18 protein-coding genes, 2 pseudogenes and 1 riboswitch are annotated in these 22,585 nt (G+C 62.8%); of the genes and pseudogenes, 6 read left to right on the top strand and 14 right to left on the bottom strand.

Annotation, left to right across the window (positions count from 1 at the left end):
- The first annotated feature begins 31 nt into the window (after positions 1-31).
- Complete coding sequence (locus tag X773_RS64455; RefSeq protein ID WP_023678870.1) at positions 32-1,153, top strand: DUF2336 domain-containing protein; 1,122 nt, start codon at positions 32-34, stop codon at positions 1,151-1,153.
- On the opposite strand, the gene X773_RS64450 is transcribed toward X773_RS64455, so the two are convergent.
- Positions 1,150-3,216, bottom strand: coding sequence for an FUSC family protein (locus tag X773_RS64450; RefSeq protein WP_023678869.1), 2,067 nt, complete (start codon positions 3,214-3,216; stop codon positions 1,150-1,152). The genes X773_RS64455 and X773_RS64450 overlap by 4 nt on opposite strands.
- A 42-nt stretch (positions 3,217-3,258) precedes the next feature.
- A pseudogene (gene parE / locus X773_RS64445) lies at positions 3,259-5,305 on the bottom strand (DNA topoisomerase IV subunit B).
- Positions 5,306-5,578: 273 nt separating this feature from the next.
- On the opposite strand from parE, the gene X773_RS64440 reads away from it, so the two are divergent.
- A complete protein-coding gene (locus tag X773_RS64440) occupies positions 5,579-6,748 on the top strand; it encodes a GGDEF domain-containing protein (protein WP_023678868.1) in 1,170 nt (389 codons plus the stop codon).
- A gap of 72 nt (positions 6,749-6,820) precedes the next feature.
- On the opposite strand, the gene gcvP is transcribed toward X773_RS64440, so the two are convergent.
- Genes gcvP through gcvT form a run of 3 tightly spaced genes read right to left on the bottom strand, consistent with a single transcriptional unit; the run spans position 6,821 to position 11,140 of the window.
- Positions 6,821-9,631: an aminomethyl-transferring glycine dehydrogenase gene (gene gcvP, locus X773_RS64435; RefSeq protein WP_023678867.1), complete on the bottom strand. Its 2,811-nt coding sequence runs from the start codon at positions 9,629-9,631 to the stop codon at positions 6,821-6,823.
- Between the two features lie 16 nt (positions 9,632-9,647).
- The gene (gcvH, locus tag X773_RS64430) at positions 9,648-10,016 is read right to left on the bottom strand and encodes a glycine cleavage system protein GcvH (protein WP_023678866.1); all 369 of its coding nucleotides are present in this window, start codon (positions 10,014-10,016) and stop codon (positions 9,648-9,650) included.
- Between the two features lie 5 nt (positions 10,017-10,021).
- A complete protein-coding gene (gene gcvT / locus X773_RS64425) occupies positions 10,022-11,140 on the bottom strand; it encodes a glycine cleavage system aminomethyltransferase GcvT (RefSeq protein ID WP_023678865.1) in 1,119 nt (372 codons plus the stop codon).
- A gap of 148 nt (positions 11,141-11,288) precedes the next feature.
- Positions 11,289-11,375: riboswitch (glycine riboswitch) on the bottom strand.
- Between the two features lie 204 nt (positions 11,376-11,579).
- On the opposite strand from gcvT, the gene X773_RS64420 reads away from it, so the two are divergent.
- Positions 11,580-12,578, top strand: coding sequence for a hypothetical protein (locus tag X773_RS64420; protein WP_023678864.1), 999 nt, complete (start codon positions 11,580-11,582; stop codon positions 12,576-12,578).
- A gap of 170 nt (positions 12,579-12,748) precedes the next feature.
- Here the strand turns inward: X773_RS64420 and X773_RS64415 are convergent, their stop codons facing one another.
- Together X773_RS64415 and X773_RS64410 are read right to left on the bottom strand one after the other, a co-directional pair.
- The gene (locus tag X773_RS64415; protein WP_023678863.1) at positions 12,749-13,324 is read right to left on the bottom strand and encodes a Fic family protein; all 576 of its coding nucleotides are present in this window, start codon (positions 13,322-13,324) and stop codon (positions 12,749-12,751) included.
- Positions 13,325-13,682: 358 nt separating this feature from the next.
- Positions 13,683-14,513 carry a transporter substrate-binding domain-containing protein gene (locus X773_RS64410; RefSeq protein WP_084641473.1) on the bottom strand — a complete coding sequence of 277 codons (831 nt, stop codon included), beginning with the start codon at positions 14,511-14,513 and terminating at the stop codon, positions 13,683-13,685.
- Between the two features lie 86 nt (positions 14,514-14,599).
- On the opposite strand from X773_RS64410, the gene X773_RS77510 reads away from it, so the two are divergent.
- A complete protein-coding gene (locus tag X773_RS77510) occupies positions 14,600-15,202 on the top strand; it encodes a DUF3011 domain-containing protein (protein ID WP_023678860.1) in 603 nt (200 codons plus the stop codon).
- A gap of 23 nt (positions 15,203-15,225) precedes the next feature.
- On the opposite strand, the gene X773_RS64405 is transcribed toward X773_RS77510, so the two are convergent.
- From X773_RS64405 to X773_RS64380, 7 genes and pseudogenes are all read right to left on the bottom strand, one after another.
- Positions 15,226-16,035, bottom strand: a complete 810-nt coding sequence (locus X773_RS64405; protein WP_023678859.1) for a molybdopterin-binding protein — start codon at positions 16,033-16,035, stop codon at positions 15,226-15,228.
- A 1-nt stretch (position 16,036) separates the two neighbouring features.
- A complete protein-coding gene (locus X773_RS64400) occupies positions 16,037-16,915 on the bottom strand; it encodes a cytochrome b/b6 domain-containing protein (RefSeq protein ID WP_023678858.1) in 879 nt (292 codons plus the stop codon).
- Positions 16,916-17,017: 102 nt separating this feature from the next.
- Entirely contained in the window at positions 17,018-17,695 is a 678-nt protein-coding gene (locus X773_RS64395; RefSeq protein WP_023678857.1) for a DUF1345 domain-containing protein, read from the bottom strand.
- A gap of 5 nt (positions 17,696-17,700) precedes the next feature.
- On the bottom strand, positions 17,701-18,168 hold the full coding sequence (locus X773_RS64390) for a YaiI/YqxD family protein (protein WP_023678856.1): 468 nt from the start codon (positions 18,166-18,168) through the stop codon (positions 17,701-17,703).
- A gap of 66 nt (positions 18,169-18,234) precedes the next feature.
- The gene (locus X773_RS64385; RefSeq protein ID WP_023678855.1) at positions 18,235-18,594 is read right to left on the bottom strand and encodes an aldehyde-activating protein; all 360 of its coding nucleotides are present in this window, start codon (positions 18,592-18,594) and stop codon (positions 18,235-18,237) included.
- A gap of 19 nt (positions 18,595-18,613) precedes the next feature.
- Positions 18,614-18,886, bottom strand: coding sequence for a hypothetical protein (locus tag X773_RS76620; protein WP_023678854.1), 273 nt, complete (start codon positions 18,884-18,886; stop codon positions 18,614-18,616).
- Positions 18,883-20,084 (bottom strand): annotated as a pseudogene (locus X773_RS64380) (S-(hydroxymethyl)glutathione dehydrogenase/class III alcohol dehydrogenase). Before X773_RS64380 ends, X773_RS76620 begins: the two are co-directional and overlap by 4 nt.
- 255 nt (positions 20,085-20,339) lie before the next feature.
- Here X773_RS64380 and X773_RS64370 point away from each other — a divergent pair.
- Both X773_RS64370 and X773_RS64365 read left to right on the top strand, forming a co-directional pair.
- Positions 20,340-21,590 carry an ABC transporter substrate-binding protein gene (locus tag X773_RS64370; protein WP_031212313.1) on the top strand — a complete coding sequence of 417 codons (1,251 nt, stop codon included), beginning with the start codon at positions 20,340-20,342 and terminating at the stop codon, positions 21,588-21,590.
- Positions 21,591-21,611: 21 nt separating this feature from the next.
- Positions 21,612-22,577: a YVTN family beta-propeller repeat protein gene (locus X773_RS64365; protein WP_023678851.1), complete on the top strand. Its 966-nt coding sequence runs from the start codon at positions 21,612-21,614 to the stop codon at positions 22,575-22,577.
- Positions 22,578-22,585 lie beyond the last annotated feature (8 nt).

Genomic DNA, 22,585 nt, shown 5'->3' with positions numbered 1-22,585 from the left:
AGCGTTCTGGCAAGGGGCGTAAGCAGGCGACATGGTCGTTTCGCATTTCCTGAAATGGATCCATACGGCGAAGGTGTCGGAGCGTGCTGCGGCGGCAAGCGCGCTGGCTCGCGCCTATGTCGACTCGGAGCTGCCTTTCGAGGACCGCTGCGCTGCCGAGGCGGCGCTGACGCTGCTGCTCGATGACGCATCGTCGAAGGTGCGGCTGGCGATCGCCGATGCGCTTTCCATGAGCCATCATGCGCCGCCGCAGATCGTCAGCGCGCTGGCCTCGGACCAGCCGGAAGTCGCAGCCTTGGTGCTGGCGCGCTCGCCGCTGCTCACCGATGCCGACCTGATCGATCGGGTTGCCGGCGGCCAGAAAGCGACGCAGAAGGTGATCGCCGACCGGCCACGCGTCTCGATGTCGGTTGCGGCGGCGATCGCCGAGATCGGCGAGCCGGAAGCCTGCGCCACGCTGCTCGCCAACAGCGGCGCCGATATCGCATCGATCAGCTTTCGGCGCATGGCCGAGCGGCACGGCCACCTGCCTCTGGTGCGCGAAGCGCTGATTGCCGACGCGCGCCTGCCCGCCGATTGCCGGCATTTGCTGCTGGTCAAAGTGGGCGAGACGCTCAAGGGCTCGCCGCTGGTGCTGGCGCTGATGGGCGCCGCCAGGGCCGAGCGCGTCATGCGCGATGCTTGCGTCAAAGCCTCCGTGACACTGATCGAAGGCACGCGTGCAGAGGAACATACCGCACTTGTCGAACATCTGCGCCTGCGCGGCGACCTGACCGCAAGCTTCGTCATCCGCACCATTGCGCACGGCAAGGTCGACTTCTTTGGCTCGGCGCTGGTCGCGCTCAGCCAACAGTCCGAGCAACGGGTGAGGGCACTGCTGGCCGGCGGGCATGACGTGGCTCTGCAGGCACTGTTCCGCAGCGCCGGGCTTACCGCCGCCACCCACGCCATCATTCTGCGCGCGCTGAAGGTCTGGCGCGAGGTCGCCAATGGCAAACGCCTCGCCGGCGTCCAGGAAGTCAGTTGGCTGATGCTGAAGGAATTGGGCGGACAGTCCGCCGAAGGCGATCTCGCCGGGCTGGTCAAATCGATCCATCTCGACGCGCTGCGCGAGAACGCACGCGGGCACGCGCTGGCGATCGCTGCTGCCTAAACCCGGTCTTTCGCGAAAAAGTCCGGAAAATCCTCAATCGCGGCGGCGATGATGCGCAGCGAGGCGGCGGTCTGCAGCATTTCGGCTGCGACGCTGCGCTCCGCGATGCCAGCTGCATACTGCCTGGCGACCGCGACGGTCGCCGTCTGCGGCTCGCCGGGCCGCCTGAACAGCAGTTCGCGTGCCAGCCCGCGCAGGAAATTGGTGATGGAAAGTGCTGTTTCAGGCGGGATCGCGGAACTTTGCTGCGCGTTGCGCAGCCGCAGGATTTCGAGGCCGACGGTAACCGCAGCTATGCCGCCGCCGAGAACCGCGTCGCCTTTCTTGCCGGCGTTCTGCAGCAGTGGCATCAACTGGTTGATCCGGTCGTAGGCAAGGCTTTCGAAGGCCGATCGCCGCGGCAGGCGGTCGTGCAGGCAAAGGCGTGCAAGATCTTCGCGCATGGTTTGCAGGATGCGGTTGACTGTAACCCAGGGGTCGGCGGGCAGCACGACGGCGAAGACGCCGATCGCCAGAAGAATGCCGACAAGGACCGCTGCCGAATTGGCGAGGAACGGCTCCGGATCGTAGGTCATGACCTGATGTGGGCTGAGGAAGGCGAGGAAATTGATCGCAAAGGCCGTTGCCACGCCGACGTAGCGCGGATTGGCCATGGCCAGTGCCGCTGGCACCAGGATCGGGACGACGAAAACCGCGAACCAGCCAAAGCCCGGCAGCGCTGGAAGTGCCATCTGCCCGACCACAAACGCGAACGGCAGGGCGAGCAACGTGCCCTCGAAGAAGTTCCATGCCGACCGGATCGGATCGGCGCGCGCGGCGAACAAGCTGGAGACAACGGCGACCAGAATGACCGTGCCCGTCGCGTCCGACCATTTCGTCGCCAGCCAGAAGCCGGCGACCAGGAGCGTGGCGATTGCTGCGCGCACGGCATTGCGCGATGCCGCACGGTAATCGCGGTGCACCACCAGCGCTGGCTGCCGGCGTTCGCGACTGGCATGAGACGGGGGAGAGCGCAGTGCATCCAGGCCGCGCAGCACTTGCTGCATTGCCTCGGCGAAGTCGGCGGCAATGGTTAGGCGGGTGACAGTGCCAGCCCAGTCAATGTCTTGCCCGGCCGCGATGTCAGGCATCTGCCGTGCCTTGCCGGCGATTGCGTCGAGCCGCGCCACCCAGGGCGCCGTATCGTCCAGCGCGCCCGGCTTGGCTACCAGTTCGCCGACAACGGCCTGCAACTCGGCGCGAACGGGGATGAGGGCTGCATTCTTCGGCGCGGCGTGGGCATGCAGCGCACGCGCCGCTGACAGGGCCGACAGAAGCTGGCCGATGGTACGCCGGACAGGATAGGCGCGGGTGGCGAGGCTCGGCCCCTCCAGCCTTGCGTAGGTGCGCATCTCGCCGAGCGTCTGGACGTCGCCGATCAGCTTGCGGTGCAGCCCGGCAAGCTTTTCCGCATCGCCGCCGGAAAAAGCGCCGTCCGCATAGGCCGCCAAGTCGAGAATGCTGCGTTTCAGTCTTGAGATGATGGCGTCGGCGGCCAGTTTCGGCAGGATCAGCCGGCTGGTCAGCGCAGCGCAGACGATACCAAGCACGATTTCCGCGCAGCGCGCCACGGCGAGATCGATGACGAGGTGCGGCTGGCCGAAAGCCGGCAGGCCGATGATCATCGCGGTGTAGCCGGCAAGCGCCGCGCCATAGGCTTCCGGATTGCGTAGCAGCGACGAGACCAGCGAGCAGATGCCGATCCAGACGGCAAGAACTGCAACCAGCAACCACGGGTTGGCATCGAAAACAGTGGTAATGCCGATCGCCGCCAGCGCGCCGGCAAGCGTGCCGAGGAGACGATAAAACCCCTTCGCCAGCACCATGCCGGCGACCGGCTGTGCGACGATGAACACCGTCATCATCGCCCATTGCGGGTGGTCGAGCTTCAGCGCATAGGCGGCCAAAATCGCGATGAGGCCGGCCGAAACGGTGCGCAGGGCAAAGATCCAGTCCGAGCGCGTCGGCCGCGTCAGGCCAGCGATCCGCGTGCCGATATCGTCCTTCAGCCGCGCCCAGGTCAAGTGCTCGTCTCCAGCTCAGAAGGCCAAGCTAGCGGCGGGAGCTCAGATATCCAGCACTTCCGTCTCGGCGAATTCCGCGCGTTCCTGGATGAAGCGGAAACGGGCCTCGGGCTTGGTCCCCATCAATGCGTCGACCGCATCCTTGGTCGCCGCCTCGGCATCGATAACGTCGACCCGCAGCAGCGTGCGCTTTTTCGGGTCCATGGTGGTTTCCTTGAGCTGGGCGGCCATCATTTCGCCCAGCCCCTTGAAGCGGCCGATTTCGACCTTGCCGCGCCCGGTGAATTCGGTGCGCAGGAGTTCGTCCTTATGCGCATCGTTGCGGGCATAGGCGATCTTGCCGCCTTGCCGGATCGAATACAGCGGCGGCACCGCCAGATAGAGATGGCCGCCGCGGACCAGGCTCGGCATCTCCTGGTAGAAAAAGGTGATCNGAAGCGATATGGGCGCCGTCGACGTCGGCATCGGTCATGATGATGACCCGGTCGTAACGCAGGTCCTCGTCGCGATATCTCGAGCGCGTGCCGCAGCCAAGCGCCTGGATGAGGTCGGATATCTGCTGGTTGGCGGCAAGCTTGTCGTTGCCGGCGCTGGCGACGTTGAGGATCTTGCCGCGCAGGGGCAGCACCGCCTGGCTGGCGCGGTCGCGCGCCTGCTTTGCCGAACCGCCGGCCGAATCGCCCTCGACGATGAACAGCTCGGCACCGGCGGCGGCATTCTGCGTGCAGTCGGCGAGCTTGCCGGGCAGGCGCAGCTTGCGCACCGCACTCTTGCGCGACACTTCCTTTTCCTGGCGGCGGCGCACCCGCTCGTCGGCGCGCGCGATCACCCATTCGAGCAGTTTCGAAGCTTCCTGCGGATTGTCGGCCAGCCAGTGGTCGAACGGGTCGCGGATAGCGCTTTCGACGATGCGGATCGCCTCGATCGTCGCCAACCTGTCCTTGGTCTGGCCGACAAATTCCGGTTCGCGGATGAACACCGACAGCATGCCCGCCGCCGAGATCATCACATCCTCGGAAGTGACGATCGAGGCGCGCTTGTTGCCGACCAGGTCGGCATAAGCGCGCAAGCCGCGCGTCAGGACGTTGCGGAAGCCGGCCTCATGCGTGCCGCCTTCGGCGGTCGGAATGGTGTTGCAATAGGAATTGATAAAACCGTCGCCGCCGAACCAGGTTACCGCCCATTCGAGCGAACCGTGGCCGCCCTGCTTCTCGCTCTTACCGGCAAACATTTCACGGGTGACCTGGAATTCGTCGCCGAGCGAGGCTTTCAGATAATCCTTGAGGCCGCCCGGAAAATGGAATTCTGCCTTGGCCGGCGTCGTGTCCTTTTCCTTGATCAGCGAGGGATCGCAGGTCCAGCGGATTTCGACACCGCCGAACAGGTAGGCCTTTGACCGCGCCATGCGGTAGAGCCGCGCCGGCTCGAAAGCAGCACCCTTGCCGAAAATCTGCTCGTCTGGATGGAAGCGGATCTTCGTGCCGCGGCGGTTGTGCACCTCGCCGAGCTGCTCCAGGCCGGTCACCGGAACGCCTCGCGAGAAGCGCTGGCGATAGAGCTTGCGCCCAATCGCGACCTCGACCTCGAGATGGTCGGACAGCGCGTTGACCACGGAAACGCCGACACCGTGCAGGCCGCCGGACGTCTCGTAAACCTTGCTGTCGAACTTGCCGCCTGAATGCAGCGTCGTCATGATGAGTTCGAGCGCCGGCTTCTTGAATTTCGGGTGCGGATCGACCGGAATGCCGCGGCCGTTGTCGGTTACGGACAGGTATCCGTCGGCGGAAAGCTCGACATCGATGAAGGTCGCATGGCCGGCGACCGCCTCGTCCATCGAATTGTCGATGACCTCGGCGAACAGATGGTGCATCGCCTTGTCGTCGGTGCCGCCAATGTACATGCCCGGGCGGCGGCGCACCGGCTCCAGCCCCTCCAGCACTTCGATATCGGCGGCACTGTAGCTCTCGCTGGCGTCGCGGGGCGCCGGCCGCTTCGCCGCCTGCACCAGCGGGTCGGCCGGGCGCGCGGCGGCGCGAGCCGGTTGCGGCTGCTTGTCCAATTTGGCGAAAAGATCGTTATTGTCGTCCATGCCGGTCCTGGATTCCGATGCTGCGAATCACCACCCGATACTGCCACGCTTTTTGCGGGCAGGCGACGGAGGTTCCTGTTACGTTCGAGGATAGAGCCTCTTACTGCAAAACCATTCGACAACCAAGCGGCGGAAATGGGTCGAAGCCTGGAGCATCGACGCTTTGTAAACCCTGTCCGAAGGTTACGCCGCAAGATTGGCTGAAAAAACGGTATTTGCGGACTGTCGCTGACCTAGAATGCAGCGGAACCCTCAAGAGGCTGTCGCTTAAGCATGTTGGATTACAGTTCGCTCCTGCTCGCGGCGGCGCTGTCGGGCACGTGCCTTAGCATCACCATGTTTGCGATCTGGTTCACCGCGCCACAGGCACGCTTTGTGCTGACGGTGGCCTGCGGCATTCTCGTGCTGGTCGCACATGTCGTGTTGTTCTGGCATTACACCAGGGATCCAAGCGCCTGGCTTTGCCAGATCGTGCTTGCGCTTCTCAGCCTCGGCTTCCTGATTCTCTGCCTGTCGGCCATGCAATATCTCGGCATAGGCGACTACAGGCGCGCCATCTTGCCGACCTTGGTTGCGATGGCTGTTTGCACAGGCGCGACGTATCTCGGATTTGATGGTGTCGGATTTATTGTCACCTACGCAACGGTAACGGCGCTGCTCTCGCTCATCGGAGCGATGTTCTGGATTGAGGGTGGTCACGATCGCCGGATATTGCTGGTCGTCTCGTTCCTGAGCGGCGTCTGTGCCCTGTCGTTCGGACTTTGCGGCGCGGTCCTGCTGGTCAAGGGCCAATGGGTGCTGGGTGTCGCGCCCGACAATTGGGCCGAGCGGGTGAATTCCGTCGTGGCCGTCGCCTGCATGACCGGGCTCGGCGCATTGACGCTCTCCCTGCACCATTTGCAGGCGCAAATCGAATTGAAGGCCGAGACGATGACCGATCCATTGACCGGGCTGATGAATCGGCGGGCGTTGACGGCACTCTACGGCGAGCGGGTCTTCGGCCCGTTCATGTCCGTCGCCATGTTCGACCTCGACCATTTCAAGAGGACGAACGACGTATTCGGTCACCCGGTCGGCGACCAGGTCCTGCGCCGCTTCGCCGGCGTCATCAGGAAGTACGCCAGAACCGGCGTCGACGCCTTCCGACTGGGCGGCGAGGAATTCGTGCTCGTCATGTCGCGGATGACGGAAGAGAAGGCCTATGACATTGCGAGCAAGATCAGCGTCGCCTTCGGCACGGAAGTCGTGGCCACCCAACTCGGTCCGTTGCGAAGCACAGTCAGCGGCGGCATCGGCTTTGGCGGAACAAACGGCACCGGTCTCGACGATGTGCTGGCCGAAGCCGACGCAGCACTCTATGCGGCAAAGCGCGCCGGGCGAAATCGCGTCGTCGTTCGGGACCGGGCGAGCAAGGCCGACGGGCCGGCCTTGCGTTCTGCCTGATTGAGGTTTCTATCTGCTTGTTAGACCCATGATCTTGTCCGAAAACCGGATTCCACTTTTCGGGATCATGATCTATTCCGCCGCACCCAGATATTCCGACAGCGGCGGGCAGGAGCAGACAAGGTTGCGGTCGCCGGCGACATTGTCGATGCGTGACACCGGCGGCCAGTATTTTGCCGCCGTGTCGGCATCGCCGGCGGGGTAGGCCGCCTCCAGGCGCGAATAGGGATGGGTCCACTGACCGGCCAACGCCTCGGCGGCGGTGTGCGGCGCATTGACTAGAGGATTGTCGGCCAACGGCCATTCGCCCTTCGCCACCTTGGCTGCCTCGCCGGCTATGGCGATCATTGCCTCGCAGAAGCGATCCAGCTCGCGCTTGGGCTCGGACTCGGTCGGCTCCACCATTAGTGTGCCGGCTACCGGGAACGACATGGTCGGTGCATGGAAGCCATAGTCGATCAGCCGCTTGGCGATATCGTCGACGCTGATGCCGGCGCTGTCTTTGAGCACGCGGGTGTCGAGGATGCATTCATGCGCAACGCGTCCGTTGCGCCCTTTGTAAAGCAGGGGGAAATGCTCGCCGAGCCGCGTCGCCACATAGTTGGCGGAGATGATCGCCGTCTCGGTCGCCTGCTTCAGGCCGGAAGCGCCCATCATGCGGATATACATCCAGGTGATCGGCAGGATGGAGGCACTGCCGAACGGTGCCGCCGCCACGGCATGGGCCGAGCCTTCGGTGATGTGGCCGGGCAGATATGGCTTCAGGTGCGCCTTGACGCCGATCGGGCCGACACCGGGGCCGCCGCCGCCATGCGGGATGCAGAAGGTCTTGTGCAGGTTCATGTGGCAGACATCGGCGCCGATATCGCCGGGACGGGCGAGGCCGACCAGCGCGTTGAGGTTGGCGCCGTCGAAATAGACCTGGCCGCCATGGCTGTGGACCAGCGCACAGAGATCGCGCGCGCCTTCCTCGAAGACGCCATGCGTCGAAGGGTAGGTGAACATCAGCGCCGCGAGATTGTGCGCATGCTCGGCCGCCTTGGCCTGCAGGTCTTCCATGTCGATATTGCCGTCCTCGGTGCAGCGCACGACGACAACGCTCATGCCGGCCATGGCCGCGCTTGCCGGATTGGTGCCATGCGCCGAGGACGGAATCAGGCAGACGGTGCGATGGCCTTCGCCGCGTGAGCGGTGGTAGCCGCGAATGGCGAGCAGGCCGGCATATTCGCCCTGGCTGCCGGCGTTGGGCTGCAGGGTCACCGCGTCGAAGCCGGTGATCTCCGCCAGCCAGCCTTCCAGCTCGTCGATCATGGCGCGATAGCCTGTCGAATGGTCAGCCGGGGCGAAGGGATGCAGGTTGGCGACATCAGGCCAGCTCACCGGCATCATTTCGGCGGCGGCGTTGAGCTTCATGGTGCAGGAACCGAGCGGGATCATGGCGCGGTCAAGCGCCAGGTCCTTGTCGGACAGCCGGCGCAGGAAGCGCATCATGTCGGTTTCCGAGTGGTTTTCGCGGAAGACGGGCTGGGTGAGAAACTCGTTGCCGCGCGGTTTTCCTGGCATGGAACTGCTGGCGGCAACGCCGGCCTTGGCGCCGAAAAGTGCTGCGATCGCCTCCAGATCGGCTTCGGTGGAGGTCTCGTCGAAGCTGATGCCGACATGGTCGGCGTCGATGACGCGCAGCAGCCGGCTGGTCTTTTCTGCGGCGGCGGCAATCGCGCCGGCTCTGCCCTTCACTTCCACGGTCACAGTGTCGAAGCGGCTGTCGCCGAGCACCGAAACGCCCGCTGCCTTGAGGCCGGCAGCCAGGCGGTTGGCCAGCGTGTGGACGCGGCCGGCAATCGCCTGCAGCCCGGCAGGGCCATGCCAGATCGCGTAGGCCGTCGCCATATTGGCGAGCAGCGCCTGTGCGGTGCAGATGTTGGACGTCGCCTTGTCGCGGCGGATATGCTGCTCGCGTGTCTGCAAAGCGAGGCGATAACCGGGACGGCCCTTGCTATCCGTCGACTGGCCAACGAGCCGGCCGGGCATCAGCCGCGTCAGCCTGTCGGAGACGGCGCAATAGGCGGCGTGCGGCCCGCCAAAGCCCATCGGCACGCCAAAACGCTGCATCGGGCCGACGGCGATGTCGGCGCCAAGCTTGGCCGGCGCATCGGTCAGCGTCAGGCCAAGCGGGTCGGCGATGAAGACGACCAGCGCGCCGGCCGCGCGGGCCTTGTCGATTGCTGCCTTGTGATTGCCGTAGACGCCGAACGTATCGGGCCAGGAGACCAGCAGGGCGGCGGTGTTGTCGTCGATCACCTCGCCGTCGACCTCGATGCCGAGCGGCTCGGCACGGGTGCGCACGACGTCCAGCGTCTGCGGGTGCGGCGTGCCGGCCAGTGCCACCTTGGTGCGCTTGTCGCGATGATGGCGCAGCGCGATGCCAACCGCTTCGGCCACCGCCGTCGCCTCGTCGAGCAGCGAGGCCGACGCCACCGGCAGGCCGGTCAGTTCTGTCACCAGCGTCTGGAAGTTGAACAGCATTTCCAGCCGGCCCTGACTGATCTCGGCTTGGTAAGGCGTGTAAGCCGTGTACCAGGCCGGGTTCTCGAACAGGTTGCGCTGGATCACCGGCGGCACGTGGACGCCATGATACCCGGCACCGATGAAGCTCTTCAGCACCGTGTTCTTTGCCATCGTCGCCGCGAGCTCGGCCAGCGCTTCCGCTTCGCTTGCGGGCGCGGGCAGGGCCAGCGGCCGGTCGAGCCGGATCGACTTCGGCACTGCCTGGCTGATCAGGGTCTCGACCGAAGGAACGCCGATCGTCGCCAGCATGGCTCTGACGTCATGGAGGCCCGGGCCGATATGGCGAGCCGAGAAGGGGTAGGGTGCTGCGGTCATCTTCCTGGTCCTGCTATCAACCAATATGGGCTTTGTAAGCGGCTTCATCGAGGAGTCCGTCGAGTTGGCTCTCATCGGCCAGCTTCATCTTCCACAACCAGCCGTCGCCGGTTGCCGCCGAATTGACGAGTGAAGGATCCGATGACAGCGCGGTGTTGGCCTCGGTGATCTCGCCGTCGACGGGCGCGTAGACATCCGATGCGGCCTTGACCGATTCGACCACCACGGCGGTGTCGCCCTTGGCCAGCTTCTTCCCCGGCTCCGGCAGTTCGACGAAGACGAGATCGCCGAGCTGCTGCTGCGCGTAATCGGTGATGCCGACCGTGGCGATGCCGCCCTCGACGCGCAGCCATTCGTGATCTTCGGTGAAATAGGTCTTTGCCATTGAAATCATCCTTTGCGGTAGCGATGGGGCGTGAAGGGCAAGAGGTGGATGTCGACCGGGATTTTCGTCCCGCGAACGTCGGCGAACAGTTTTGCGCCGGATTTGGCAAGCGGCGTCTGGACGTAGCCCATGGCGACCGGATGACCGGCCGAGGGGCCGAAGCCGCCTGAGGTGACATGGCCGGCAGGGTTGCTGTCAGCATCGAAAAGGGCAGCACCGGCGCGCACCGGCTGGCGGCCTTCCGGCTTCAGGCCGACGCGTTTTTGCGCCGGACCGCGCTCCAGGATGGCGCGCAGCGCATCGGCGCCGATGAAGGCGCCAGAGGCGCGAACCTCCTTGGGGATGGCCCACATCAGCCCGGCGCTGGCCGGATCGATCTCCGGCGTGATGTCCAGCCCGTGCAGGCACAGTCCGGCTTCGAGCCGCAGGCTGTCGCGGGCGGCAAGGCCGACCCACATCACCCGCTCGTCCTCGAGCAGCCTGGCGACGAGGTTTCTTGCATCCGCTTCCGTCAGGCCGATCTCAAAGCCGTCTTCGCCAGTATAGCCAGACCGGCTCATGAACCAGTTTTCGCGCGGCTCGATGCCGTGCATGAACACCAGCGAACCGGTCTCGATGCCGGCGCGGGAAAGGGCAGCCCACGCCTCGGGGCCCTGGATGGCCAGGAAGACGCGGTCGAGCGCGTCCACTTTTACATCGAAATCGCCCTCTGCATCGAAATTTTTGGCCAGTGCGCGCAGATGCTTTTCGTCGGCGGCGGCGTTGCCGGCATTGGCGACCATCATGAAGCGCTCGGCGCCGAGCCTAGTGACGATCAGATCGTCCAGAATGCCGGCCGCCTCGTTGAGGAAGAACGTGTATTTGGACTGGGAAACCTCAAGCGCGCCGGCATCGAACGGGCAGGCGCGGTTCAGAAGCGCTGCTGCGCCCGGGCCGCTGATTTCGAACAGCTTCATGTGCGAGATGTCGAACAGGCCGGCATGCTCGCGGCTATGAAGGTGCTCCTTCATCACGCCGGCCGGGTAGGTCAACGGCATCGACCAGCCGGCGAAGGCGCCGAAGCGCGCACCGGCTGTCATGTGCAGATCTTCGAGGGGGAGGTGTTTGGTGTCGTCGCCCGTCATGTCATCTCCAGAGTCGCACGCAAGCGGCCGCGAATGGCGACCAGTCCGTGCCCCTCTGTCTGAAGCCTGAGAGACTCGCGCCCCGTAACTCTGTCGGCAGCGCTTACACCTTCGGCGCGGGGGCAAGCCCCGACTTTCCAGAGTGTCTTTCCCGTCTACGGTTCTTTTGCCTGAGAGATTTCGGGCGATTTCCCCTTCGGCGGCAGCTCTCGCTGCTCTCTCCCGCAAACAGGTAGGACTCGGTCAGGAGCCCTCGACTCGTCATCCATAGCCCGTGGACGACACCTTGTCACCTGCCGGCGACATTTTTACAGCCAAGTCTTCTGCGGGCCTTCTTTACAGGCAAGCCTTCGCTAACCACGCCGCTTGCCGGTTTCTCAAGACCTTGCCGATATACCGCATAAGGGCCGGCAATTACCGGCGGCGGGCGGGGAAGAAAATGGGCGAATTGATCATGAGCGCGCCGGTGGCCGGACTGACCTCGAAAAATCGGATCACGGCGGAAGACGTGGTCATGCTGCGCGGCGAAGTGTTCGGCGACGGCGTGGTAACGCGCGGCGAGGCCGAGGCGCTGTTTGCGCTGGATGCAACGGCGAGGGACAAATGCGCAGAATGGCTTGAGTTTTTCGTCGAGGCCGTCACCGATTTCATCGTCCACCAGGAAAAGCCGGCGGGCTATGTTTCGCAAGACAATGCCGACTGGCTGATCCGGACGATTTCGCGCGACGGCATGGTCGACAGCCAGACCGAACTCGAGCTGCTGGTGCATGTGCTGGAAGTTGCCAAATCATCGCCGAGCACGCTTTCCAGCTATGCGCTGGAGCAGGTCGCTCATGCGGTCGTGGACGGCAAGGGGCCGCTGATGACCGGCGGCAGGCTTATCCCTGGGTCGATTGCCAAGGCTGAGGTCGAGCTGTTGCGCCGCATCCTTTACGCCTACGGCGGCGATGGCAACATCGCCATCAGCCGCGCCGAGGCCGAGGTGCTGTTCGAGATCAACGAGCGGACAGCGGCGGGCGACAACGATCCGTCCTGGAACGATCTGTTCGTCAAGGCGATCGCCAATTTCGTCATGTGTTCGGCCGGCTACGAACCGCCGGTGCGCGACGTGGCGCTGCGCCGGGATTCGTTCTACGAGCAGGCCGATCCGGAGATCGGCGGTTTCTTCAGCCGTATGGTGTCGGGTGGCCTGTCCGGCATCATGGAAGCCTATCGCTCACCGGGCGATATCGAAGCCGAATGGGAGTCCAAGAACAAGGCAGCCGAGGCACTGGCCCGCCGGGCCGAGACGGTCGATGCCGGCGAAGCGAAGTGGCTTGCTGAACACATCGGCGACCGGCCGCTGCAGGAGAACGAGCGTGCGCTGCTGACGCTGATCAAGCACGCCTCGCCGGAAATCCATCCGGCGCTCAAGCCGCTGATCGACAAGGTTGCGTGAGCCTTTTACGAGCAACCGAGCGTCACTGCCAACCCTGAAGCGATGCGAACGGACAGGCAGCCAATTAACTGGACAGGCTCAAGTGCATCTCTAGCGACTGATTACAGCCGACGGCAGCGCATTAACCTTTCCGAGGACAGGCAACATCAGCCAGGACCGGTAGACAGCCCTTAAGCGACAATGTCCTGAATCAGGCGCGCGAGTGGGGCTTCGTCGCCGGAAAAGCTTGAGATCATGGCCTTCATGACCCGATCGCGATCCAGTTCGTCATCGTCGAAACCATGGCCGGCGTTGTCGGCTAATATCGCCAGAAACGCCAGCTGAGTGCGGCCGTTGCCTTCTCGGAAGGGGTGTATCGCATTGATCTCAGCGAGAACGTGTGCTGCGCCAGCTGCAAAGACCTCGGCTGATGTACTGGAATAATGGCCGGCGGCTGAGAGTTCTCCGAAAACCCGCTGCATCTCGGCATCGATGTACTCGGGGTAGCAAAACCAGTTACCGCCCTTGCCGATGCGGATGGTGCGCGGTTCACCGGCCCACGCATAGACGTCCTGAAACAGGTGACGATGCAGTGCCAGATAGTGCGGATAATCCAGATCACCAGCTGGAAAAGCCTCATCGGCCCGGGTCAGAAACAGAGCGAGCTCAAACTCGTCGAGTTCGGACTGATCATGAATGTCGAGGAGGTTGCGAAGGACAGTCGTGCCCGGATAGCACAGAGGATCGGATTCTGCGGCATAGACCAAGGTCCGCTACTTCTTGCGCGCCTGTTCTTTGATGAGCTTGCGTCGCTCATCACCGCTCAGCCCACGCTGCGAGCTTTGCTCAAGGATATGCCCCATGCGTGGACTTAGCTTCATACCTTCGACGGCGCTGATTTTGGCGCCTCGACTGCTCGTCAGGACATAGTGTCCGCTCTTTGGCGAGCGATCTAATTTGGGGGAACGACTTTTCATCTGGCAACGCTAGCACATGCCGGCCAAGGGGACCAAAGCGAATTTTGCGGCCGTGAAACAGCTGAATCCGACGATCATGGAGCGAGCGCGCCACTGTCGCTGAAATACGGTCGCTGATCGACAAGGTCGCATAAGCAGTCGCGCGACCCTATTGCTTGGCGGGCTCCGGCTTGGCGCTGGTGTCGAACCGCGACATCCATTTGAAGCTGCCGAACCAGTAGCGGCGCACGCCGCCAATGGTGCCGTCGGCGGTGCGCGCGCCGATCCAGTTGTTGACGTATTGGATGAGGCGGACATCGTCCGGGCGCATCGCAAACGCTTCCGGCGTCCGCAACAGCGGGCCGCCCACCATCGTCAACTTCGCGTCATAGAGCCTGGCGGCCATCTGCGGCGTCGGCGACGTCGCGACCATCGCCTGTGCGTCGCCGCCGATGATCGCGGCGAAAACATCTGAGGTATTGTCGAAAGACAGGATGGTCGCCTTGGGAAAAGCTTCCTTCGCGGCGGCTTCATCGGTGGAATTGGACAGCACGGCGATCTTGTATCCCGGCGCCGCCACTGCCTTTCCCGGCCTTTTCCCAAGGCTGGCGATCGTCGCAACCATACGGATATCGGCGGTACCGGTCTGGTTGGAGAACACCACCTCGCGTGCGCGTTCCGGCGTGCTGGCGTAGCCCGCCGCGATCATGTCGAAATCACCCTTGAGCAGTCTTGTCTTGAGGTCGTTCCAGGGCACCTCGACCAGCTTCAGGTCGACGCCGAGATCAGACGCCAGCGCACTGGTCAGGTCGACATCATAGCCGGCGAACTTCCCGTCGGCCTTCTTGAGGATCCATGGCGGGTTGAGCGCCACGCCGATCGTCAGTGTCTTCTGGTCGATGATGCGCTTGAGGCTGTCGTCCGCCCGGGCTGGCAGCAGCGACAAAGCCAACCAGGCAGAAAGGGCAAGTATAGTTGTGGCGATCATCCTAGCGCGCATTAATATAACCTCGCTGAGCCCGTCCGGTTGTCAGATTTACACAGAGGTGCCATTCTGTCGATAGCGGACCCTGATGGAGAGTTGCGATGTCGACACGGATGACGGTTACCGGTTCGATGATGTTCCTGGTTTGCATCCTGGGCAATCCGGCGAAGCTTTCGCTGCTGCCGGCGGCAGCGCAGGCTGCGGGGGCAAAACGCGTGGTCTGCTCCAGCGCCGATTACCGCTATTCCTATTGCGGGGTCGATACGCGCCGCGGCGTGCAGTTGACCTCCAGGCTGTCGAAGGCGCGTTGCGTATACGGTAGAAGCTGGGGCTATGACGGCGGCGGCATCTGGGTCGACAATGGTTGCTCGGCCGAATTCGCAGTCGCCGGCCCCAACCGCAATCCCTCTGCTGGCGACGTCGCCGCAGCCATTATCGTCGGCGGCGTGGTAGGCGCCATTCTCGACAACGGCAATTCGCATCGCCATCATTCCGATAATTACTATCCGAAGCCGCGCCCGCGCCGTTACGACCAATCGATCGATCCGACGCCGCAATTCGACAATCAGGGCAACCCCAACTTCGATACCCACGGCAACTACCAGGGACCGCACGGGCTGGGCAAGCTTGTCACCCCTGACGATAATCCTGACCTGAATCCGGCCCTGCGCAGCGACGGCGACGACAGCGACGACGACAGTTAGATGAAGCTTGGGTCAGGTTTCGGTCAGATGCCGCCGTACCAGTCGTAGCCATTGTCCTCCCAATAGCCGCCTCTGCCGCCGCCGAGATTGGCGAAGCCGTCGACCAGCTCGATCTTGGAGAGGTATTTCGGCATCTTGTAGCCGAGCTGGCGCTCGACGCGGACGCGCAGCGGCGCGCCGTTTTCGACCGGCAACGGCTTGCCGTTGAGGCCATAGGCAAGGATCGTCTGCGGATGACGGGCATCGACCAGGTCGATCGAGCCGTAATATTTGATATCGCCGGCCAGGCTGCGGTCGATCGTATCGAGGCAGTGGAACATGACGTAGCGCGCTTGCGGCTTGACCACTGCCTGGTCGAGCACCAGCGACAGCGGCGTGCCGGTCCATTTGGCAATGCAGCTCCAGCCTTCGACGCAGTCGTGGCGGGTGATCTGGGTGCGGCTCGGCATGTTCATCAGCTGCTCGCGGCTCAGCGACAGCGGTTTTTCGACGAGGCCTGAAACCTCCAGCCGCCAGTCGGCGAAATCGCTGGCGAGCAGGCCCTTGTAGAAATCGTCGTCCGGTGCGGTGACACCGTTCGGCCGCTGCGGCTGGCGAATGTCGGCCTCGGTGAACTCCGGCGCCAGCGCGTCACGGCCGGCAAGCAGTCGCTGCGCCCGCCAGGTCAGGCCATTGGCGCTTTCGAGGAAGCTGCGCAGGCTGTCGCCGACGCCAAGCTGGCTGTCGAAGGCGTCGCAGCCCGACAGCATGATGCCGGAAAGGCCGAGGCTGGCCGAGGTCAGGAACTTTCTTCGGCTTATCTGTAGCTTGGAGCTGATCTCGAATTTCGCCATGTCAGGCACTCCTCTCTGGCGCATTGTCGCCATGCGCCGGCGGGTCGGTTCGGTACCACCCGGTGATGATGGAGCGCAGCTCGTTGATCGGGCCGGCGGCCAGGATCATCAGGATGTGGATAATGAAGAAGGCGACGAGCAGCAGCATCACCGTGAAATGAATGGTGCGCGCCGTCTGTCGGCCGCCGAGCACGTCGTTCAGGAATGGCAGCACCGAATCCATGCTCGGCGACATGGCAAGGCCGGTGATGATCATCAGCGGCAACAGCACGAACAGCACGCCGCCATAGGCCATCTTCTGCAGCGTGTTGTAGTCGCGCGTGTGATGGAACCTGAGCTTGGCGTGCTCGACAATGTCTCGCGGCAGGCGCCTGAAATCATCGAGGCGCGGGGCAAGATCGCGGCGCAAATGGCCGTTGATCAGGCTGGCGACCAGCCAGACCAGCAGCGTGGTGGTCAGCACCCAGGCAAAGAAGAAATGAACGACGCGCGCGGTGCCGAGATCGTAATAGGAAGGGATCGTCGCCCAGGACGGGAAGGCACGGGAGGTCTCCTGGCCGGCCGGACCCGACCAGCCGAGCACGCCAGTGGTATCGAAGCGCTTGCCGAAGATTTCGGTATAGCCGCGCGGGCCAGTCGCCGTATTCTCGGCGCCAATGGCGAAGACGGTGTTGTTGTAGCCAAAACCCGACTCCTTGCCGATGTAGAGCTGCGGGCGGGCGTTGAAGATCTGCAGGCCGGAAAGCAGCATGAAGAACAGCGCGATCGCCCACAGCCAATGCGTCAGCCGCGTCCAGCGCGACTGGCGATAGATCAGCGTCGCATCACTCGGCGCGGCGGTATCTGCTCCGGCGGCTTGGTTTCTGGCAAGCGATTCCATTTGTTGTTCCCTCCGGCCGCGCGTTCGTCGCGGCCTCGTCAGATCTCTTCTCCTCCCAATACGTCGCCAGCCTAAGCGATGTTTCACCCGATCACGGATTTATTACGGACTGCCGAGGCTGACGGCGAGGTTGACCGCGGCTGCCACGATGACCGTGTTGAAGAAGAACGACAGGATCGAGTGCACAAGCACGACACGGCGCATTTGCGAGGTCGTGATGTTGGTGTCGGCGGTTTGCGCCGTCATGCCGATCACCGTGGCGAAATAGAGGAAATCCGAGCCTTCCGGCCGCTTGCCGCCCGGGAAGTCAAGGCCGCCGACCGGAATTTTCTTTTTTGTGTCGCCATCCATCGCATCGCCGTCCAACCAGTAGAGATGCGCGTAGTGAAGTGCCGCCATCGCATGGATGGTCAACCAGCCAAGCGGGATAGACAGCAGCGCCACCGTAAGCTCGACGGTGTCCGCGCTCTTCTCCCTGTTGATCAATTGAAACAACGAAATGATGGCAATAGCGACGACAATCAGCGTGACCGCGAAGATGGCCAGTACCGGCAGGTCCGTGTCGCCTGCATTCCTGCGCAGATAGCTGCCGGTAAGCCGCGGCATGTGGGCGATGACAAGAACGAGATAGGCGGCAAAGAACACATTGGCGCCGATCGAATAGGCAAGCGGCGCACGCCAGACCAGCGCGGCGCCAAAGGCTGCCACGCCGATGCAGGCCGACACCGCGAACGGCGTGTGGCGTCGCATGGGCATCTTGGTCGGGGTACCGGTCGCCATGGCCTTCAGTCCGCTGACGCGGATTTCAGCGCCCGCCGTAGGATGCGGTCAAGCTCGCCGAGGAACCGCGAGCGATCCTGCGGCGCGAAGCTCGAATTGTAGCCCTTGCTTTCGCCGGTTTCGCGCAGATGCTGCTTGAGATCGCGCATTGCAATCGCCATGCCGATCGTTTCGGGCGTAAACGGGCGTCCGGTCGGACCAAGTACGTGGGCGCCAAGCGCCACAGCGCGGGCGGCAAGCGGGATATCGGCGGTCACCACAATGTCGTTGGACCGGGCATTTTCGACGATCCAGTCGTCGGCGGCATCGGCGCCCTTGGAGACGACGACATTGCGGATCATCGGATCGCGCGACGGACGCAAGCCGCCATTGGAGACGAAGGTGACGACGATGCCGTGCCGCTCGGCGACTTTTTCGACCTCGGCCTTCACCGGGCAAGCGTCGGCATCGACGAGAATAGCAGGTGCGGGCATCGTTGTTCCAAATGTGAAAGAGCCGGGCGGCGTCGCCCGGCTCGATCGATGATAGTCGAGCGGCTACTAGGCCGGCAACGCGCCGGATCTCTTGGCCGTCCAGGTGGCGATATAGTCCATCAGTCCTGGATTGAGGCAATCATAAGGTTCGAGCCCGATCGACTTCAGCTGTGACCTTATGCCGTCCATGCGGCTCGGATCGACACCGGACTCGATGATCGAAGAGACAAAGGCGGTGAAGCCCGGCGGNGCGCCTTCCGGCTTCCAGCATTTGGTGCAGCCGCAGGCATGGTTATGGGCGATCTGGCCCTTGACCTTCACCTTGACCGGGTTGCTGGTGCAGGCGCAGACCAGCGTGCCGCCGGCAAAGTCGGCCTTTTGCCTGGGCAGTCCATTGTCGATTTTCGGATGCAGTTTTTCCGGCATTTTTGTCTCCTCCCTGGTTCTATGCTGGTTCCGTTTCGATTACCGCTTCATTCTCCATACGGTGTTCTTGCTTGACGCGCTCTACCACCTTGAGCGCCTTACTCAGATATGTATCGCGCACGAGAAACGATATTTCTTCTCTGCCGCGGTCGATCTCATCGAGGTCGATGCGAACGCGGTTGTTATTCCTAAGCGCTACCCAAAGATGTTCGCCGAATTGCCAGCTCTGCATACTGAGCGACTCGCCGAAATTCGGATATCGGATCCGAACCCGGATCAGTACCTCCTTCAATAGACTACCACGCTCCTGATCGACTTGCCTTCATGCATCAGGTCAAAGCCCTTGTTGATGTCCTCGAGCTTCAGCGTGTGGGTGATCATCGGATCGATCTCGATCTTGCCGGCCATGTACCAGTCGACGATCTTCGGCACGTCGGTGCGGCCGCGCGCGCCGCCGAAGGCGGTGCCCATCCAGGTGCGGCCGGTGACCAGCTGGAACGGCCGCGTCGAGATCTCCTGGCCGGCGCCGGCAACGCCGATGATGACCGACTTGCCCCAGCCGCGATGCGACGATTCTAGCGCCTGCCGCATGACTTTGGTGTTGCCGGTGCAGTCGAACGTGTAGTCGGCGCCGCCGATCTGGTCGGCGCCGCGCTTGGTCATGTTGACGAGATGAGCCACGACATCGCCGTCGATCTCCTTCGGATTGACGAAATGCGTCATGCCGAATTTCTCGCCCCATTCCTTCTTGTCGTTGTTCAGGTCGACGCCGATGATCATGTCGGCGCCGGCAAGGCGCAGGCCCTGGATGACGTTGAGGCCGATGCCGCCGAGGCCGAACACGACGGCGGTCGCGCCTTGCTCGACCTTGGCCGTGTTGATCACCGCACCGATGCCGGTGGTGACGCCGCAGCCGATGTAGCAGATCTTGTCGAACGGGGCGTCGGCATTGACCTTGGCCACCGCGATCTCGGGCAGTACGGTGAAATTGGAGAAGGTCGAGCAGCCCATATAGTGGAACAGCTTGTCCTTGCCGATCGAGAAGCGCGAGGTGCCGTCAGGCATCAAGCCCTGTCCCTGCGTGGCGCGGATGGCGGTGCACAGATTGGTCTTGCGCGACAGGCAGGACGGGCACTGCCGGCATTCCGGCGTGTAAAGCGGGATGACATGGTCGCCCTTCTTGACCGAGGAGACGCCCTTGCCGACGTCGACGACGATGCCGGCGCCCTCATGGCCGAGGATCGCCGGAAACAGGCCTTCCGGGTCGGCGCCCGACAGCGTGAACTCGTCGGTGTGGCAGATGCCGGTTGCCTTGATCTCGACCAGCACCTCGCCATCACGGGGACCTTCNGCGTGAACTCGTCGGTGTGGCAGATGCCGGTTGCCTTGATCTCGACCAGCACCTCGCCATCACGGGGACCTTCAAGGTCGACCTCCATGATCTGCAGCGGCTTTCCGGCGGCGACGGCGACAGCGGCGCGCGTTTTCATCAGGCAATCCTCCCATGACGACCCATAGAGTTTCTCATTCCGCCATTGCTGCGGATGATCTCGGAGTCGAAGACCGCAACACGCTCATTCACCGCCGTATCTCCGCGAAAAGCCATAGGACTAAAGCAGAAACGTAAGTCCACTTGCAGGGCTTTGATAAATCTTGTGGCGTCCACTAAGCTCATTGTGGGCACCTTGAATTCGCGCTGGTCCGGGAACAATCGGACTTTAGTGCAAGAATGGGCAGTTTTATCGATGACGAGCGCGGTGCCAGGCACTCTCGCGGCCTTTTTGTGCTTTTTTTTCCAGACCGCCAACGTTACAGGCGTGATGGCCCAGGAAGTGACCGGCAAGCAACCGGTCGCAGCCGACAGGCCGGAAAGAAAGATAACCGAAATCAGAATAGGTTATTTGCGGGCCTACGCGCCGCAACTGGCGCTTTCCCTGCTGGACCTGCCGCCACGCGACGAAGGTGTCGCCGGCGCCAATGTGGCTATCGGCGATAACAACACGACAGGAAAGTTCCTCAGCCAGAAATTCAGCCTCGACATAGCCGAGGTCAAGCCGGACGCCGACGCGGTTCAGGCGTTCAACGATCTGATTGCCAAAGGTGACCGCTATGTTGTCGCTGACCTCTCGGCCAGGCAATTGCTGTCGATCGCCGACATCGCCCGCGACAAGGGCGTTCTGGTCTTCAATGTCGGTGCCACAGACGACAGCCTGCGCGAGGAAGACTGCCGCATAAACATTTTCCATGTGGCGCCGACACGAAGCATGCTGGCTGACGCGCTGGCGCAGTATCTCGTGATAAAAAAATGGCCGAATTGGGTGCTGCTCTATGGTTCGCATGAGCGGGATCATCTCTATGCGGCCGCGTTGCGCCGCGCGGCGGCTCGCTTCGGCGGTCAGATCGTCGCCGAGAAGGAGTTCAAAGACACTGGCACGGCGCGCCGCACCGACACCGGCGCCACGCAGATACAGCAGCAGATTTCCGTGTTCACGCAGGATCTGCCGGAGCATGACGTGGTGCTTGTCGCCGATGAGAGCGAGGTGTTCGGAACCTATGTGCCCTACCGCACCTGGACACCGCGGCTGGTCGCTGGCACGGCCGGTCTTGTCGCATCGTCCTGGCATCCCGCGAGCGAGCAATGGGGTGGCATTCAAATGCAAAGCCGTTTCCTGAGGACGACCGGCCGGCGAATGCTGTCCAAGGATATGTCGGCCTGGACGGCGGTGCGGGCGGTGGGCGAAGCCAGCACACGGACCAATGGCGACGATCCGAAGAAGATCAGCGACTACATCCGCTCGGACGATTTCTCGGTCGCCGCCTTCAAAGGACAGAAGCTGACCTTCCGCAAGTGGAACCATCAGCTTCGCCAGCCAATCCTGCTCGGCGACACCAAATCCGTGGTCTCGACATCGCCACAGGAGGGTTATCTTCACCAAATCTCCGAGCTCGATACGCTCGGCGTCGATCAGCCGGAAACGAAATGCGTCCTTAAGTAGAACCAATCGGGAGGAATTTTCGTGCAGAGACGAGCTTGCGCACTCGCCATTCTCGGCTTCATGGCCAATCCGGCGTGGGCTTACACCGTTTATGTCTCCAACGAGAAAGACAATACGATAACGGTCGTCGACACGGCGACGATGCAAGTGGTGAAGACCGTCGAAGTCGGCCAGAGGCCGCGCGGTATCACCATCTCGCATGACGGCAAGTTCATCTATTTGTGCGCCAGCGATGACGATACGATCGAAATCATCGATTCCGCGACGCTGCAGATCGTTGGCACGCTGCCATCAGGCCCCGATCCCGAACTGTTTGTGCTTTCGCCCGACGGCAAGACGCTCTACGTCGCCAACGAGGACGACAATCTCGTCACCGCGATCAACATCGAGAGCAAGCAGGTCATGACCGAGATTCCCGTTGGGGTGGAGCCTGAAGGCATGGCCGTCAGTCCCGATGGCAAAACCATGGTCAACACCTCCGAAACCACCAGCATGGCGCATTTCATCGACACCGACAGCCATGAGGTGACCGACAACGTCCTGGTCGACACGCGTCCGCGCTTTGCGCAATTCAAGCCCGACGGATCACAGATCTGGGTCAGTGCCGAAATCGGCGGTACCGTCAGCGTCATCGACAGTCTCAAACGCGAGGTGGTGAAGAAGATCCAGTTCGCGATTGCGGGACTGCGGCCCGAAACCATCCAGCCGGTCGGCATCGCAATCAGCGCGGACGGCAAGAAAGCCTATGTCGCGCTCGGCCCAGCGAACCACGTCGCCGTCATCAACACCGAAACCTACGAGGTGGAAAAATACATCCTGGTCGGCCAGCGCGTCTGGCATCTCGACTTCACCCCCGATCAGAAGACGCTGATCACCACCAACGGCAATTCCAACGACATCACCTTCATCGACACGGCGACGGACGAGCCGGTTCAATCGGTTACGGTGGGCCAGCAGCCTTGGGGCGTGGCCATATCGCCCCACTAGACCGCAGC

Origin of the sequence: Mesorhizobium sp. LSJC280B00 (assembly GCF_000502835.1) — a bacterium.
Lineage (GTDB): Bacteria > Pseudomonadota > Alphaproteobacteria > Rhizobiales > Rhizobiaceae > Mesorhizobium.
Note: the sequence above shows the minus strand (reverse complement) of the source record. Positions and strands in the feature narration are given on the sequence as shown.

Bases quoted from the DNA above. Each gene is read 5' to 3' on its own strand.
- X773_RS64455 (WP_023678870.1), top strand. From the start codon at position 32: ATGGTCGTTTCGCATTTCCTGAAATGGATCCATACGGCGAAGGTGTCG.
- X773_RS64440 (WP_023678868.1), top strand. From the start codon at position 5,579: ATGTTGGATTACAGTTCGCTCCTGCTCGCGGCGGCGCTGTCGGGCACG.
- gcvP (WP_023678867.1), bottom strand. From the start codon at position 9,631: ATGACCGCAGCACCCTACCCCTTCTCGGCTCGCCATATCGGCCCGGGC.
- gcvH (WP_023678866.1), bottom strand. From the start codon at position 10,016: ATGGCAAAGACCTATTTCACCGAAGATCACGAATGGCTGCGCGTCGAG.
- gcvT (WP_023678865.1), bottom strand. From the start codon at position 11,140: ATGACGGGCGACGACACCAAACACCTCCCCCTCGAAGATCTGCACATG.
- X773_RS64420 (WP_023678864.1), top strand. From the start codon at position 11,580: ATGGGCGAATTGATCATGAGCGCGCCGGTGGCCGGACTGACCTCGAAA.
- X773_RS64410 (WP_084641473.1), bottom strand. From the start codon at position 14,513: ATGCGCGCTAGGATGATCGCCACAACTATACTTGCCCTTTCTGCCTGG.
- X773_RS77510 (WP_023678860.1), top strand. From the start codon at position 14,600: ATGTCGACACGGATGACGGTTACCGGTTCGATGATGTTCCTGGTTTGC.
- X773_RS64405 (WP_023678859.1), bottom strand. From the start codon at position 16,035: ATGGCGAAATTCGAGATCAGCTCCAAGCTACAGATAAGCCGAAGAAAG.
- X773_RS64400 (WP_023678858.1), bottom strand. From the start codon at position 16,915: ATGGAATCGCTTGCCAGAAACCAAGCCGCCGGAGCAGATACCGCCGCG.
- X773_RS64395 (WP_023678857.1), bottom strand. From the start codon at position 17,695: ATGGCGACCGGTACCCCGACCAAGATGCCCATGCGACGCCACACGCCG.
- X773_RS64390 (WP_023678856.1), bottom strand. From the start codon at position 18,168: ATGCCCGCACCTGCTATTCTCGTCGATGCCGACGCTTGCCCGGTGAAG.
- X773_RS64370 (WP_031212313.1), top strand. From the start codon at position 20,340: ATGACGAGCGCGGTGCCAGGCACTCTCGCGGCCTTTTTGTGCTTTTTT.